Origin of the sequence: Amycolatopsis taiwanensis DSM 45107 (assembly GCF_000519205.1) — a bacterium.
In the GTDB taxonomy this organism is placed as follows: Bacteria; Actinomycetota; Actinomycetes; order Mycobacteriales; family Pseudonocardiaceae; genus Amycolatopsis_E; species Amycolatopsis_E taiwanensis.
In genome coordinates this window covers 47,743-63,380 of record NZ_JAFB01000047.1, presented here as the reverse complement: position 1 = coordinate 63,380, position 15,638 = coordinate 47,743, and the positions used below count along the sequence as shown (strand labels likewise).

The window sequence follows — 15,638 nt, the reverse complement described above, 5'->3', positions numbered from 1 at the left end:
CGATTGAGGCAACCACATGCACAGAACCCTCATTGTCGCGAAGATCAACCCGAACGCCGAGCAGCACGTGGCCGAGATCTTCGCCGAGTCCGACCNGACCGAACTACCGCTCATCGCCGGGGTACGTCACCGTTCGCTGTACCGGCTCGGTGACCTGTACGCGCACCTGCTGGAAACCGAGGACCTCGGCGACGCTGCCGTCGCCGAGGCTCGCAAACACCCGGAGTTCCAGCGAATCAGCAGGCGGCTGGACGAGCACATCTCCCCCTACCTGCCGACCTGGAAGTCGCCGAAGGACGCAATGGCGCAATGCTTCTACACCTGGAAGCCGGGAGCAGAAGGAAGCCGGTGAACTGCCTGGAGGGAATGCCGTTCTTGGACGCGCTGCTCGACCCCGGCGGCGGTCCGGGCTCCTCCAGCCGGCTCGTCGGCCAGGCGCCGGCCCCCTGCTATGCCGGAGCCGCCATAAGTCGCGGTCTGGGCTTGCGCTCGTGGGCCCCGTCCGTATTCTCCGAGTGTGAGAGCCGGATCACGGACCGCTGCGGACCTGGGGGCGCGCCCGGCGATGGGTACTGATGCCGACGCAAGAAAGCGACCGGTCTCGTCTTCGGCCGTGTACGCACTTCGGCGCTGGGGCCATCGAATGCGGACAGCCGACAGGGCCTGGTCTTTATCGCTGCGGGAGTTCGGGTTCGCGAGTGTGCTGGCCGGTGTGCTGGTGTTCGGCACGATCGGCGCGGGCGCCTTGCAGACCCCCCGGGCCAGGGCGCTGGATTTCTGGGCTTTTCTCCTGGTTGTGCTGGCCGCGGTGACGACCGTTGCGTTGCGTCGTAGGGCACCGGTCTGGGGACTGACCGTGGCGATGGCGGTGCTGGGTGTTTATCTGCTGGCCGGTTATCCGTACGGTCCGATACAGCTTTGCATGATCATTGCGATGTTCGAGGTGGCACGGCAGCGGTCGCTGCGGCTGTCGCTGCTCGCCTGTGGGCTGGCTGCGGGGGCCGCGTATGCGATGGTGGCCGCCCGGTTTTCCCACCATCTCGACACTCCGGTGGTGCTGTCGGTCGCCTGGCTGGGCTGGGTCGTGTTGCCGTGGTCGCTGGGCGCGTTGGTGCACGCAGTGACGGCCGCGCGGGAACGGGCAAGACAGGAGCTGGTCGAACGGGTCGCGCTCGAGGAGCGGATGAGGATCGCCTCCGACGTGCACGATATCGCCGGGCATGGGTTCGCCCTGGTGGCCATGCAGGCCGGGGTCGCGTTGCTGGTGTTCGACGAGCAACCCGAACAGGCCCGCGAGTCCCTCGAAGCAATCCAGGCCACCAGCGCGAAATCACTGACCGAGCTGCGCAGCATGCTCGGCACATTCCATCCAGACGGACAGGGCGAACAGGACCCGGCAAAGCCGGATGAGGACACGGCGGACAGCAGTGACGACCCGGATTGCACTGGGGACACCGGCCTCGCCGGACTGCCCGAACTGGTCGAGCAGGTGCGAGCCGGTGGCCTGCCAGTGGAACTTCACCTGCAGCCCCTCGCTACCCCGCTCGCCGACGACATCGACGTCGTGGCCTACCGGGTGGTACAGGAATCACTGACCAATGTGCTGCGGCATGCCGGGGAAACGACAGCGGACGTGCGAATCGCACAGCAGGAGGACGAATTGGTGGTGCAGGTGGCCGACCACGGACGAGCGACGCCACAGCAGACACCGCGCCTGGGGCGGGGACTGACCGGAATGCGCGGCAGGGTCGAAGACGTCGGCGGCACACTCGAGGCCGGCCCCCGTGAAGGCGGCGGGTTCCGCGTCGTGGCGCACCTCCCGCTGACGGGGTACGACCAATGATCCGGGTTGCCCTCGCCGACGACCATGAGCTGGTCCGAATGGGCCTGCGGGTACTCATCGAACGCGAAGAGGACATCACCGTGGTCGGCGAGGTGTCGAGTGGCCGGGCCGCACTGGATTTGCTGCGCCGCGACCGTCCGGACATCCTGCTGCTGGATCTCCGGATGCCCGGCATGGACGGCCTGGAGACCCTGCGCACGATCGCCGCCGATCGGGAACTCGAGCAGACCCGGGTCATCGTGGTGACCACGTTCGAGATCGACCAGTACGTGTTCGAGGCGCTGCAGGCCGGGGCCGCCGGGTTCATCCTGAAGGACACCGCACCGGACGAACTGGTACGGGCCATCCGGGTCGTCGCCGGAGGCGAGGCCCTGCTGTCGCCGTCGGTCACCCGCCGGGTGGTGTCGATGTTCAACCGGAAGGTGGCCCCGACCGCCGCTCCAGTCGGCGGACTGGACGAGCTGACCGAGCGCGAACGCCAGATGGTCGCCTGGGTCACCACCGGTTACTCCAACGAGGAAATCGCGAAGGAGCTGGTGGTCAGCCCGGCCACCGTACGCACGCACGTCAGCCGCGCCATGGTCAAGCTGCACGCCCGCTCCCGCGCTCAACTCGTGGTGGTCGCCATGCGCGCGGGCCTGACCATCGAGCGGTGAGGCCCGCCTCGCGCCGGGCTTACGTCACGTCTCGCTGACGTACCACGAACAGGCTGGCCGCGGCGAAGAGGACAACGTAGGCAAGCAACACGATCGCGGCCTGCGTGCCGCTGACCGCCGTGGTCACCCCTGGGGTCCCGCCGGGCTGGCCCTGCGGGGTGACCCCGAGCGCGGCGGCGAGCGCACCCGCGTTCGTGCCGGGGAAGAAGCGCTGCAGCACGTCGACCGGACCGATGACCGAGGCGAAGACGCGCATCAGGTTCTCCACCGCAAGGGCCCAGACCAGACCGAGACCCGCTGCCAGCGCGGTCCCGCGCACCATGGTGGCGAGGAACAGCCCGGCGGTGGCCCACATTCCGACGATCAGCCAGCCGGACAGGACCCCGCGGGCGAGCGCGCCGATCGACGGCCAGTTCATCGGCCTGGACTCCACCGCGGCGATCAGCCAGGCCGCGGCTCCGTCGACGACGAACGTCACGACCACGATCCCGAGCATCAACACCAGCAGCGCGGCCAGCTTGCCGCCCAGGACGGACAGCCGCCGGGGCCCCTGGGTGAACAGCATTTTCATCGTGTCCCAGCCGTACTCGCCGCCGGCGCACAGCACCCCGATCAGCATCGCCAGTGCTCCGGCGAACAGCGGGAACCCCTGGATGGCGCTGGAAGCCAGGCTTTCCGGCAGCGCCTGGGACAGCACCTGCTCGGCGGCCGCCCGGCCGCCGAACGCCGGCCCGGTAGGGTTGCCGTTGTAGCTGAAGTACGGGAAGACATAGCCGAACACCAGCGTCAGGGTCATCCAAACCGCGCCAACGAGCCAGAACACCGTCCGCTTGCGGATCTTGAACAGCTCGGCGGAGAAACTCGCGAGCATCAGGCACCTTCCTTTGTCAGTTCCCGGCCGGTCTGCTCGGTGACCTCGAAGAAGATCTCCTCGAGCGAACGTTCCACCCAGATGAGCGCGCGCACGGCGACCCCGGCGAGCACCAGCTCACGGTTGATCCGGACCGCGTCGTCTTCTTCGGCGCTCAGCCGCAGTTCGTTCTCGTGCACCGAGACGCGGTCCGCACCGAACATCCGCTCGGCCAGGATCCGGGCTTGGCCGAGCGGCTCAGCGCGCACGGTGAGCATGGACCCGCCACGCAACTCGTCCACCGTGCCCTCGCGGACCAGCCTGCCCTCGTTGATCATGCCGACGCGGTCGCAGACCTGCTGGACCTCGCCGAGCAGGTGGCTCGACAGCAACACGGTGCGGTTGCCGCAGCCGAGCTGGCGGATCAGCACGCGCATGTCGGCCATGCCCTGCGGGTCGAGGCCGTTGGTCGGCTCGTCGAGGATGAGCAGCTCCGGTTCCTTCAACAGGGCCGCGGCCAGGCCGAGCCGCTGCTTCATGCCCAGTGAGTAGGCGGAGAAGCGGTCGCCCGCCCGGTCGGACAGGCCGACGATCTCCAGCACCTCGTCGGCCTTGGCATCCGGGACGCGGCAGTAGCGCGCGAACGCCCGGAGGTTGTCGCGTCCGGAAAGGTAGGGGTAGAAGGCGGCGGACTCGACGAGCATGCCGATGCGCGCCAGCGCGGCCGGGTTACCCGGCTCGGCGTCCAGGACCCGCACCCGGCCGGCGGTCGGTTTCACCAGACCGAGCAGGATCCGCAGGGTGGTCGTCTTCCCCGCACCGTTCGGGCCGAGGAACCCGTAGACCTCGCCGCGGCGCACCGCGAGGTCCACGCCATACAGCGCCAACTGCTCGCCGTACCGCTTGGTCAGGCCGGCTGTCTCAACCAGATGCTCGATCACCATCCCAGAATGGTCTCCCGGCGGCGCCCGCGCGTCCGTCGGCAGGCGCTTACGTCCTACGCAACCCTGCGTAGGACGCGCCCGCCGGAAATGCCCTGCCGGCTACGAGAACCGTGCAGCTGCCCTGATTCCCAGCAATCGCAGGACCATTTGCTCACGCCTACGGGATCGCGCCAAGCGACGATATATATCGTCGCAGGGACACACCGAACCGGCGCGAGCACTGGGGTCGATCGCCCGTCACGGTACCTGAATCGAAACGTGGTGAAGATGAACTGGTCACGACAGGCGCCTTCCCCGCCACAGCCCCCTGCCGGCCGGACTGAACTTACGGCCGGCCGGCAGGGCCTCCACGACGGCCCGGAGCCGTGGCACCCGGGCATCTGGCACGGGCTGGAAGCCTTGCAGCAGCCGAACTGGACGTCGACGGGCATCTCCCGGGTCCGCCGGTTGTTACGGTCCCTGCCGCCGCTGACCACTCGGGAAGACGTGCGGGCGCTAGCGGTGTCGCTGGCCGAAGTCCAGGCAGGCAAAGCCTTCGTCCTGCAGGCCGGTGACTGCGCCGAGCCGTTCGGCACCGCCGCCGTCGAGGGAGCTGCCGCCAAAGACCACCTGCTGGGGCGGTTGTCCACGCTGATCAGTGACCACATCGGACTACCTGTGGTCACCATCGGCAGGCTGGCAGGCCAGTTCGGCAAGCCCCGGTCCCAGCCGACCGAACTGGTCGAGGGCCGGGTGCTGCCGTCGTTTCGTGGCCTGATCGTCAATGGCCCGTCCCCGACCGAGGCCGAACGCCGCCACTTCGCACCGAGGCTGATCGACGCCTATCGCACGGCTCAGGAGGTGTTCGCGGAGCTGGAACGGCTCGCACGCGATTTCGGTCCCGGCGACCCTGCCGAGTTTCCCCCGTGGTGGAGCTCACCGCCGCCACGACTTTCCATAGTAGACTCTTCCGGCAGCGGCCACCGCCCTGGGAGCGTGCGGGTCCACAACAGACTTTGGGCCAGCCATGAGGCGCTCGTACTCGACTACGAGGAGCCACTCACCCGGCGGGACCCGGATACCGGCGACTGGTACCTCTCCTCCACCCACCTGCCGTGGATCGGCGCCCGCACCAACCAGCCGGACGGCGCGCACGCGATGTTTCTCGCCGGTGTCGCGAACCCGATCGCGTGCAAGGTAGGGCTGGACGTCGGCACGCAGGACCTGCTGCGCCTGTGCGCCCGGCTGGATCCGCACCATACACCGGGCAGGCTCACCCTGATCGTCCGTCACGGCGCCGCCCTGATCCGGGACCGGCTGCCCGCGCTGGTAGCGGCGGTTCGCGAGGCCGGACACCCGGTGATCTGGATGTGCGACCCGATGCACGGCAACACCGTGAAGGCCCCGTCGGGGCTCAAGACCCGTTACTACGACGACATTCTCGACGAAGTGCAAGGGTTCTTCGCCGTCATGGCCGAGCAGTCGCAGTGGCCCGGCGGGGTGCATCTGGAGGTCGCCGCCGACGACGTCACCGAATGCGTCGGCGGCGGAGGCCCCGGTCTCGCCGACCTTCCCAGCCGGTACCGCTCGCTTTGCGACCCGAGACTCAATGACGTGCAGGCGCTTGCGCTCGTCCGAGAAATCGCGGACCTTTTGTTCGCCGCCGCGGCCTCTCCGTCGGACGCCACCGGCCTGCTGGCCGCGAATTGCCTGGGGGACTGAAACCCAAATGCGAACATTGCTGATCGACAACTACGATTCCTACACCTACAACCTCTTCCAGCTGATCGCCGAGGTCAATGGGCGGGAACCGGTTGTGGTCCCGAACAACTCCGCCGCAGGCGGGCCGATCGACCTCAGCGGCTTCGACAACATCGTGATCTCGCCGGGGCCGGGACATCCCGCTCGCCCCGGTGACTTCGGCAGTTGCGCGGACGTGATCCAGCGGACGACGGTCCCGCTGCTCGGGGTCTGCCTCGGCCACCAGGGCATCGCGGCGGCCGCGGGCGCCGAGGTCGGTCCCGCGCCCCGGGCCCGGCACGGTCACCTGACCAAGGTGACCCACGACGGCAGCGACCTGTTCGCCGGCCTGCCCGAGACGTTCACCGCGGTGCGCTACCACTCCCTGCGGGTCCCCGAGCCCCTGCCGGCCGGCCTGCTGGCCACGGCATGGGCGGAGGACGGCGTGGTGATGGGGCTGCGGCACCTCGAGCGCCCGTTGTGGGGCGTGCAGTTCCACCCCGAGTCCGTGGCCAGCGAGTTCGGGCGCGAGCTGCTGGCGAACTTCCGCGAGATCACCCTGCGGCGCCAGGGCGCACCGCGGACTCCCCCGGTCCGCGTGGCCTCCTCCGCGACAACGCGAGTACGGATCGCCGAGAAGTCCGCGCGCTACCGGCTCCAGGTGAGCGAACTCGACTTCGCCGTTGACACCGAATCGGCGTTCACGGCGCTCTTTTCCGGCTCAGGGCGGGCCTTCTGGCTGGACAGTGCGCACATCGAACCCGGGCTCGCGCGGTTTTCCCATCTGGGAGATGCTTCCGGCCCGCTGGGCGAGTCCGTGCGCTACCGCGTCGGCGACGGCCGCGTGACCGTCCAGCGGACCGGCGCTGCCCCACGCCACGAACCCGGCACGATCTTCGACTACCTTGGCCGCGAGCTGTCCCGCCGCGCTATCGACGCCCCATCGCTGCCGTCCGACTTCAAATGCGGCTACGCCGGCTACTTCGGTTACGAGCTCAAAGCCGACTGCGGCGCGGCGCCGGGACACGTCTCGGCTTACCCGGACGCACAGTGGATCTTCTCCGACAGGGCGCTGACGGTCGACCACGAGCAGCGCCGGACCTATCTACTCGCGTTGGACGACGGTTCCACGGAAACCGAGCACGCCGCCGCGGCCTGGTTACGGCGGGCGGAAGCGATCGTCAGAAACTTCGCCACCGCGACCACGGATGCGCGCTCGCTACACCGACTCCGGCCCGCCGCGGATCCGGGGATGCCCGAGCCGTGGCTGGTGCGCGACCGCGGCCAATACCTCGACGACGTCGAAGCCTGCAAACGGCAGTTGCTGGCCGGGGAGAGCTACGAGATCTGCCTGACCAACGCCGTTCGGATCCCCGCGGCCGGCGGTGGCTACGAGTTCTACCGTGAGCTGCGGCGCCGCAACCCCGCGCCATACGGCGCCTACCTCAGGTTCGGCGACATGCACGTCGCCTGCTCGTCCCCGGAGCGCTTCCTCCGGGTCGACCACGAACGAATGGTCGAGACCAAGCCGATCAAGGGCACCGTGCGCCACGGAGCGACCGTGGAGGAGGACGAGCGGCTACGCAACGAGCTCGCCACCAGCACCAAGACCTTCGCCGAGAATCTGATGATCGTCGACCTGCTGCGCAACGACCTCGGCCGCGTCTGCGAGGTGTCCAGCGTGCACGTACCGAGCCTCATGGCCATCGAGACCTACGCGACCGTGCACCAACTGGTGTCCACTGTGCGCGGTCGCCTGCGGCAGGACGCCACTGTCCTCGACTGCGTGCGCGCGTGCTTCCCGGGCGGCTCGATGACGGGGGCGCCGAAGCTGCGCACCATGGAGATCATCGACTCGCTGGAGAAGCAGGCGCGCGGGGTGTACTCCGGGTCCATCGGGTTTCTCGGCTGCGACGGCACGGCTGATTTGAACATCGTGATCCGCACGGCCGTGCTGTCCGCCGGGGTGTGGCACATCGGGGCGGGCGGCGCGATCGTGCTCGACTCCGACCCGGTCGAGGAATACGAGGAGATGCTGCTCAAGGCATCCTCCACACTGCGGGCGCACCCGCGCGCCGGGCAGCTTCCCGCCGAGAGAGGTGGTCACCTTGACGCATGACCTCAACACATCCACCGCGACACTCCACAATGGATCGGTTCACAATGGACGATACTGTTTCGCGGCCGGGCTCGAGGATCTCGCGTTCCGCAACGGCTGGGGCGACCACGCCGCGTACTTCACCGAAGACGGAACCTGGACCTACAGCCAGGTGCACGACACGGCGGCGCGCGCGGTCGCGGTCCTGAGGCTGTTGGGCGTGCGGCCGGGCGACCGGGTGCTGATCGCGCTGCCGGACGGGATCGGATGGGTGGTGGCTTTCCTCGCCGTCGCGCGCGCCGGGTGCACGGTCGTGCCGGTCAACCCGGAACTCACCGCGGACGACCATGCGTTCATGGCAGGCGATTGCGACGCGCGGCTTGTGATCACCACCCCGGAGCTTTCCCTCCGGTTCGGTTCGTGGCAGTGCCTGACCGTCGCGGAACTCATGGCCGGCGCGGCGGACGCGGACCGCTCGGTGCCGGTCGCCACCGACGTCCCCCTGTACGTGCACTACACGTCGGGAACCACCGGGCGGCCGAAGGGAGTCGTGCATCCGCAGAGAAATCCCGCCGCTTACCATCATTCGGTCGGCCGGGCGCTCGGGGTCCGCGCCGGCGACACGACGCTCTCGGTGTCCAAACTGTTCTTCACCTACGGTTTCTGCAACGCTCTGGTGTTCCCATTGTTCTCCGGTTCGGCCGCCGTGCTCATCGGCGGCAGGCCGACACCGGAGGTGGTCGGCGAGCTCGTTGCCCGCCACCGGGTTTCGCTGCTTTACGCGGTGCCATCGTGGTTCGGCAGAGTGGTCGCCGAAGGGGATCAGGGCAAGTTCGCCTCGGTGCGTGCCGCGGTGTCGGGCGGCGAGCGGTTCCCCCGTGACATGACCGAACGGGCCGCGGAGTTCCTGGAAGCCCCCGTACTCAACCAGTTGGGCGCCACCGAGGTGGGTTGCGCGGCCACGGCGAACACGTTGGCGCACAACGTGCCGGGCACCATCGGCCGGCCCGTCCCCGGGTACCGCGTCGAGGTGCGCGACAGCGAGCTCCGTGCGGTCGGGGACGAGGTCGAAGGGAGCCTGTGGGTGCGCGGCCCGGCGCTGATGTCCGGGTACCTCGACCGTCCCGAGGCAACCGCCGAGGTGCTGGTGGACGGCTGGCTGCACACCCGCGACCGGGTGGTCCGCCACGCCGACGGCACCTACACACACGTGGCCCGCAGTGACGACCTGGAGATGGTCGGCGGGATCACGATGTCACCGATGGATGTCGAGGACGTGCTGCGCACCCACCGCGAGGTCAGGGAGGTCGCCGTCGCGGCCGTCCCGGACCAGGTCGGTGCCACCAAGTTGCGCGCCTTCGTCGTGCCGGAGCCGGGGTACACCGAAGCCGGCCTCGAGGCCGAACTCCTCGTCCTCGCCCGGGAGAACCTCGCCCCCTACAAGGTGCCGCGGTCGGTCCGGTTCGTCAGTGCCCTGCCCCGCACTTCGACGGGCAAACTCCGCCGCTTCGCGTTACGGGCGGGAACCGCCGACCTCCAGCCAGCCCGATCCACAAAGGATGGAAGCCATGCCGAACGAGACCGCTGACAGAAGCTTCGAGATCGGCCGGATGTTCTCCGACGCGGCCAAGCGCAACGGCGGCGTCCGCATCTACCTTGACCAGCCGTTGCAGCTTGATCCCAGCCGTGGCACCGAAACGACCGTCGGGGAACTCGCGGACGTCGTCGGCGAACTGTCCGCGCGACTATGGGCGGCCGGGGTGCGCCCCAGCGAGCGGGTCGCGATCTACAAGACCAACAACTTCGACATCGTGCTGCTCGCCTGTGCGGCCGCGCGGATCGGTGCCGTGCCCGCGCTGCTTTCGCCGGCACTGCCCGCGCCCATCGCGACCGAGTTGCTGCGGCGGCTGGACCAGCCGTGGCTGCTCACCGACACCGACAAGATCGACTCGTCGTTCGGCGGGAAAGCCCCGGCCGAGGCCGCGCACCGGGTCCTGGTGACCGCGGGCCAAGAGATCGACGGCACCACTGCGTTGTCCGACTACGCCGGCGCCGCGCGCCGCGAGCCGGTGCGGCTGCACCCGCGGCAGCCCGCGTTGATCACGCACAGTTCGGGCACCACCGGGGTGCCCAAGCTCGCCGTACACTGCGGCGACTCACTCTGGCACCGGATGCTTCCGCAGAAGATCATGGCCTGGCCGATCCGCCGCACGGAGACCGCCGCGCTGTGCATGACCTTCGTGCATTCGCGGTTCTACAACGCGCTGCGCGTCTTCCTCGATTACGGCAACCCGATGGTGATCGCGACGGACCACGACCCCAAGCGGATCGCACGGCTGTTCGCCCACACCCGCCCCGGCTACGTCGAAACCCATCCCAACACCTACATCGACTGGGAGGAACTCACAGACGCGCCACTGGCGCCGCTGGCGAACGTGCGCTGCTTCGGCGGCACCTTCGACGCGATGCACCCGCGTACGATCCAGCGGATGCTGGGCGCGTCGCACCGGCGGTTCCCGATCTTCCTGCAGCTCTACGGCCAGTCCGAAACCGGACCGGTGTGCGTGCGCTTCTTCACCCGGCGCGGCGCCGCCAAGACAGCCGCCCGGTTCATCGGAATCCCGGTGCCGTGGTTCGTCCGGCTGCGCGTCACCGGCCACGACGGCAAACCCGTGCGGCGCAAGGAGATCGGCCATCTCGAGGTCAAGATCAGCAGCCGGATCCTCACCTATCTCGGCGAACAGGACCGGTATGCCGAGCAGTTGCGCGGCAAATGGTGGCGGATGGGCGACATGGGCTCCCGCGACCGCTGGGGCCGGGTCTATCTGATGGACCGTGAGGTGGACCAGATCGATTCGATGGACAGCAACCTCAAGACGGAGGACATCCTGATGTCCCGGCTGGAGGAACTGCGCGAGATCGCCATCGTGGCCGGTTCCTCAGGCGAGCCCGTCCCGGTGATCTGCACCAAGGGCGAGCAGCCGCTCGACATGCAACGCTGGCGGTTGGCCACCTCCGACCTGCCGCCGATGGCCGCGCCGGTTCAGTTGCCGTTCGACGAGGTGCCGCGGACCTCCACCTGGAAGGTCCAGCGGTCCGAGCTGACCCGCTTGCTCGGCCGGGCGAAATCCGGGCAGGCTTGACGGTTGTGGCCCCGGCGCCCGCCGGGGCTTCTCACTGGAACAATTGGGGAGCCACACATGTCGAACATCCGGATCAACCTCGGCAAGGCCTGGCCGGAGGGCAAGGCGCCGCTGCTCGCGCTCAACGCGGCCATTGCCGACTCCGGTCTGGACCGCGGCCTGGTCGATTTGATCAACATCCGCGCCTCCCAGATCAACCAGTGCGCGTTCTGCCTTGACATCCACACCAAGGACGCTCGCGCGGCCGGCGAAACCGAGCAGCGGATCTACGCGCTGAGCGCGTGGCGCGAGACGTCGTTCTTCACCGATGAGGAACGTGCCGTGCTGGCGCTGACCGAGGAGATCACCCTGGTCGCCGACGGTGGTGTCGACGACGAAGTGTTCGCCGAGGCGGCCAAACTCTTCGACGAGGCAACGCTGGGCAAGGTGATCATGGCGATCATCGCCATCAACGCCTGGAACCGGCTCGGCGTGACCCAACGGCTCCCGGTCGGCGGCTACCAGCCCGCCGCAGCCGCCGGCTGAACATGCCTGCCCGTCATCGCGGAGGGAGCGGCGAGACACCCCTTGTGTCAACCCGCGGCAATCACCGTGGGGTCGCGCGCAAACTCGCGGAGGACACAGCATGAGCCCGACGGAAATCCCCGTGGTCGTGGTCGGCGCCGGACCGGCCGGTTTCGCCGCCGCGCTGCAGCTGCGGGCGCGAGGACTGCCGGTCACACTGTTGGAGGCCGAGCCGGAGGACCGGGTCCGGCCGGGCAGCCGCGCGCTGTTCGTGCATCAGGAGTCCCTGCGGCTGCTGGACGAGACCAGCCCTGGGCTGGCCGAACGGATTGTCCGGCATGGCACGGTCTGGCCGACCAAGCGGACGTTCTACGGGGGCCGCCAGGTCTTCGCCAGGACGTACCCGCCGGCCAAGCCGGGCCGGCTGCCCCGGTTCACCAGCCTCAGGCAGATCGAGACGGAACGGCACCTGCACGCCGCGTGCCTGGCCGCCGGGGTGGACATCACCTGGGGAGCCAGGGTCGTGACCGCCGTGCCGGACGAGCACGGGGTCTCGCTGGGCGGCGCCGAAGGGCAGGCATGGCGTGCCCGGTACGTCGTGGCGGCGGACGGCGCGCACTCCGCTGTGCGCAAGGCGATCGGGATCCTTTGGCAGGGCAAGCGGTCCGAGGGGTTCCACGTCGTCGTCGACATCGCCGACCGCGGCCCCGGGGCCATGCCGCCGGAGCGGGTCTTCCACTACCGGCATCCGGCGCTGGGCGGCCGCAACGTCATGCGGGTGCCCTTCGCCGGCGGCTTCCAGGTCGACCTGCAGTGCGGTCAGGAGGACGACGTCGCGGAGTTCGCCGAGCCGGACGCCGTGCGGCAGTGGCTGCCGGAAGTGGTCGACGCCAAGTACGCCGACGCCGTGCTGTGGGTGTCCAAGTACCACTACCTGCACGTGGTCGCGGAGTCGTTGGTGGACACCCACCGCCGGGTGCTGCTGATCGGTGAGGCCGCCCACCTGTTCCCGCCCTTCGGGGCCCGCGGCATGAACAGCGGGTTCGCCGACGGCTCGGCGGCCGCGGAGGCGGTGGCCACGGCGCTGGCCACGGGCGGCGCGGCGGCCACCAAGGCGGTCGAAACCTTCGATCACGCCCGTGGGCTGGCAGCGCGGTACAACAGCGATGCGGCCCGGACCGCGCTGTCGCACATGCGCCCGACGTCCCCGCTGATGCGGTGGCGGCAGCGGGCGGCGGCGGCGTTGTCCCCGGTGATCCCCCGCATGGGGTCCTGGCTGGAGCACGCACCCTACGGCCCGCGCGCCGGCGCCACCCCCAGCGGCAAGTACTGACTCCGACGTCGTGCCGAAGGCCGCCGTGAGGATGCCCGCACGGCGGCCCGAGTGGTTCAGCGTGGGCTCAACGTGGACACCGCCGGTCGGCGGCCAGCACCAGGGCGGCACCGGCCAGCTGGCTCCCGGCGATCGCGATCAGCACGACCGTGAAGCCGTGCCCACCGAGCAGCGATACCAGCTGCGGGCCCAGACTGGCGCCGACCAGCAGGGCGAAGGTGTACAACGCGACACCCGCGCCCCTGGCAACGCCGGAGAGCTGGCCGACAAGCTCGGTCAGTCCCGGGGAGACCACTGCGACCTTCCCGACGAACAGGAACATCAGCGCGCCGACGACGAACGCCGACGACTGGCCCACCACTGCGAGCACCACCACGGTGCACGCCGCGCTGGCCAGTGCCAGTGCGGCCCGCAGGGCGGGCCGCACCCGGGCCAGAACCGGGGCGAGGAGCGGGATCGCCACCAGCGCGGGCAGCGAGCTGGCCCGCAGGGTGAGCATCGCGCCGGGATTACCGACCAGTTCCGGCGGCCCGAGCAGCTGCAACGCCGTGTAGATCGCGACGAACGCGCTCAGCACGCTCAGCGCTCCGAGGTAGATCAGGACGAGCACGGGGCTGGTGAGCGGCCCCTTCATGGCACGAAAGAAGGCGCCGGGCGAACTGCCCGCCTGCCGCTTCAGGTCGGGCAGCATCACCAGCCGCAGCACCACCACGAGCACCGCGACGAATCCGGCGTTGAACCCGAAGATCCCGCGCCAGCCCGCGACCGCATCGAGCGCCTGCGCGACCAGCTGCCCGGTGACCGTGGCCGCGACCATGGCGGTGACCAGGCAGCTCACCGCCACCGACCGCCGGGCGGGCGGGATCCGCTCACTGAGATAGGCCAGCGCGGCCGGGGAGAACCCGGCGGCGCCGATGCCCTGGACGATCCGGCAGGCGATGAGGACGGGCAGTGTGGGAGCGAAGGCCGCCGCGATGGTGGCCACCGCCAGCAGGCTCAGCCCGGTCACCACCACCCTGCGACGGCCCAGCAGGTCCGAGAGCGGCCCGGTAATCAGAAAGCCTGCGGCGTAGGCGAATCCGAACGACGTGGCCGTCCAGGTCACCGCCGTCGCCGAGGTGTGCCAATCCCTGGCCATCGCCGGCAGCAGCGGGAGAACCAGGTACATCTGCCCGACCACCAGCAACCCGGCGACCGTCATCACGAACACCGTGCGTGCCACGGGTGCGTCGGTCACCGGGTCGCTGCCGCGCAACGCGGGTTTGGTCATTGGGTGCCCTTGTTTACCCACACCACGAGCGACTCGTCGGCGAGGTTCGCCCCAAGGAGGTCGGTCTTGCCGTCGTTGTTGACGTCTGCGGCCTTGACCGCGGCGACGGTGCCAGCCATCGAGTAGAACGTGTTCGGTGCGAAGGTGCCGTTACCCTTGCCCAGTAGCACCGAGACACCCGCCCCCTTCGGGTCGCTGGGCGGCGGCGCGCTCGGGTCACGGTTCGAGTCGGGCGATACCGTGGTGACGACGTCCGGCACGCCGTCGTTGTTGAAGTCCGCCACGGTCAGCTCGTTGAGACCGGTGCCGGTGGCGTAGGTCTGCGGCGGGCCGAAGCCGCCATGGCGCCTGCCGAGCAGCACCGAGATGCGGTTGTTGACGAACTCGCCGACGACCACGTCGGGAATGCCGTCCCGGTTGAAGTCCGCGACGGCCACGTCGTTGACCGACTCCCCGGCCGCATAGCTGCGCTGGTCGGCGAAAGTGCCGTCGCCGCGGCCGATCAGCACGGTCAGCGAGTCCTCGATGCGGCCGAAGTTGCCGGTGAGGATGTCGGGGACGTGGTCGCCGTTCACGTCGGCGATGGCGATGCCCTGCGGGCCGGGGCCGACGGAAAAGCGCCGCTCCGGTCCGAAGGTGCCGTTCCCGTGCCCGAGCCGGACCGAGACGTTCGCGGCGAAGTTGTTGGCGGTGATGAGGTCCGCTTTGCCGTCGTGGTTGAGGTCAGCGGCCGCCACCTGGTTGGGACCATAGCCGACGGGGACCGGAAGCGGGTCCGCGAAGGTGCCGTCACCCTTGTTGAGGTAGATGCCGACGTTGCCGATCGGGTTGCCGCCGCTCACCGCGATGTCGGGCTTGCCGTCCCCGTTGAAGTCGGCGGTGGTGAGGTCGAAGGTGAGGAAATAGGGCATTTTCGGGGTGGCGTAGTCGGTCCGGGCGGTGAAGGTGCCGTCGCCGTTGCCCTTGAAGACCGACAGCGAGTTGCCGCCGTTGGCTGTGGCGGCGTCGATCTTGCCGTCCCCGTCGAAGTCGGCATAGGCCACCGACCAGGACCGCTTGCCCGCCTTGAACTCCACGGGGTCGGCGAAGTCGACCTTCGCGGGCGAGCCGATGACAGGGGCGCCTCCGCCCGCACTGCCGGTCTCGGTCGCCTGGGCACTGGTGATCACAGTGGCGGTCAACGCGGCCACCGTCAGTGGTGCCGACCATTTCCAGATGTCTCGTCTCTTGATCATGAACCTCTCCTCGTTTCCTTCCGCGGTCATTGCCGGATGTCGC

Annotated in this window: 13 protein-coding genes; 9 read left to right on the top strand and 4 right to left on the bottom strand. The window is 69.2% G+C overall.

Features of this window, described 5'->3' with window-relative positions:
- The first annotated feature begins 16 nt into the window (after positions 1-16).
- The 3 genes from A3CU_RS0131095 (at position 17) to A3CU_RS0131080 (ending at position 2,499) form a co-directional block, all read left to right on the top strand.
- On the top strand, positions 17-352 hold the full coding sequence (locus A3CU_RS0131095; RefSeq protein WP_027945557.1) for a TcmI family type II polyketide cyclase: 336 nt from the start codon (positions 17-19) through the stop codon (positions 350-352).
- A 291-nt stretch (positions 353-643) separates the two neighbouring features.
- Complete coding sequence (locus tag A3CU_RS0131085; RefSeq protein WP_027945555.1) at positions 644-1,843, top strand: sensor histidine kinase; 1,200 nt, start codon at positions 644-646, stop codon at positions 1,841-1,843.
- Positions 1,840-2,499, top strand: coding sequence for a response regulator (locus A3CU_RS0131080; RefSeq protein WP_027945554.1), 660 nt, complete (start codon positions 1,840-1,842; stop codon positions 2,497-2,499). The genes A3CU_RS0131085 and A3CU_RS0131080 overlap by 4 nt, the downstream gene beginning before the upstream one ends.
- Before the next feature lie 19 nt (positions 2,500-2,518).
- On the opposite strand, the gene A3CU_RS0131075 is transcribed toward A3CU_RS0131080, so the two are convergent.
- Together A3CU_RS0131075 and A3CU_RS0131070 are read right to left on the bottom strand one after the other, a co-directional pair.
- Positions 2,519-3,370: an ABC transporter permease gene (locus tag A3CU_RS0131075; RefSeq protein WP_027945553.1), complete on the bottom strand. Its 852-nt coding sequence runs from the start codon at positions 3,368-3,370 to the stop codon at positions 2,519-2,521.
- Positions 3,370-4,293 carry an ABC transporter ATP-binding protein gene (locus tag A3CU_RS0131070; RefSeq protein ID WP_027945552.1) on the bottom strand — a complete coding sequence of 308 codons (924 nt, stop codon included), beginning with the start codon at positions 4,291-4,293 and terminating at the stop codon, positions 3,370-3,372. The genes A3CU_RS0131075 and A3CU_RS0131070 overlap by 1 nt, the downstream gene beginning before the upstream one ends.
- Before the next feature lie 267 nt (positions 4,294-4,560).
- Here A3CU_RS0131070 and A3CU_RS47590 point away from each other — a divergent pair, with 267 nt between their 5' ends.
- The 6 genes from A3CU_RS47590 (at position 4,561) to A3CU_RS0131040 (ending at position 13,090) form a co-directional block, all read left to right on the top strand.
- Positions 4,561-5,994 carry a 3-deoxy-7-phosphoheptulonate synthase gene (locus A3CU_RS47590; protein ID WP_052372484.1) on the top strand — a complete coding sequence of 478 codons (1,434 nt, stop codon included), beginning with the start codon at positions 4,561-4,563 and terminating at the stop codon, positions 5,992-5,994.
- 7 nt (positions 5,995-6,001) lie between these two features.
- Complete coding sequence (pabB, locus tag A3CU_RS0131060; RefSeq protein ID WP_027945551.1) at positions 6,002-8,131, top strand: aminodeoxychorismate synthase component I; 2,130 nt, start codon at positions 6,002-6,004, stop codon at positions 8,129-8,131.
- On the top strand, positions 8,112-9,698 hold the full coding sequence (locus A3CU_RS47585; protein WP_425388291.1) for a class I adenylate-forming enzyme family protein: 1,587 nt from the start codon (positions 8,112-8,114) through the stop codon (positions 9,696-9,698). The genes pabB and A3CU_RS47585 overlap by 20 nt, the downstream gene beginning before the upstream one ends.
- Positions 9,679-11,253 (top strand): class I adenylate-forming enzyme family protein, encoded by a 1,575-nt coding sequence (locus tag A3CU_RS0131050; RefSeq protein ID WP_027945550.1) that lies wholly within the window; start codon positions 9,679-9,681, stop codon positions 11,251-11,253. Before A3CU_RS47585 ends, A3CU_RS0131050 begins: the two co-directional genes overlap by 20 nt.
- Before the next feature lie 57 nt (positions 11,254-11,310).
- Entirely contained in the window at positions 11,311-11,778 is a 468-nt protein-coding gene (locus A3CU_RS0131045) for a carboxymuconolactone decarboxylase family protein (RefSeq protein ID WP_027945549.1), read from the top strand.
- Between the two features lie 100 nt (positions 11,779-11,878).
- Complete coding sequence (locus A3CU_RS0131040) at positions 11,879-13,090, top strand: FAD-dependent monooxygenase (RefSeq protein WP_027945548.1); 1,212 nt, start codon at positions 11,879-11,881, stop codon at positions 13,088-13,090.
- Positions 13,091-13,157: 67 nt separating this feature from the next.
- Here A3CU_RS0131040 and A3CU_RS0131035 read toward each other — a convergent pair whose 3' ends face one another.
- Entirely contained in the window at positions 13,158-14,360 is a 1,203-nt protein-coding gene (locus A3CU_RS0131035; RefSeq protein ID WP_027945547.1) for an MFS transporter, read from the bottom strand.
- Positions 14,357-15,595 (bottom strand): FG-GAP repeat domain-containing protein, encoded by a 1,239-nt coding sequence (locus A3CU_RS0131030; protein WP_169739718.1) that lies wholly within the window; start codon positions 15,593-15,595, stop codon positions 14,357-14,359. The genes A3CU_RS0131035 and A3CU_RS0131030 overlap by 4 nt, the downstream gene beginning before the upstream one ends.
- Between the last annotated feature and the right edge of the window lie 43 nt (positions 15,596-15,638).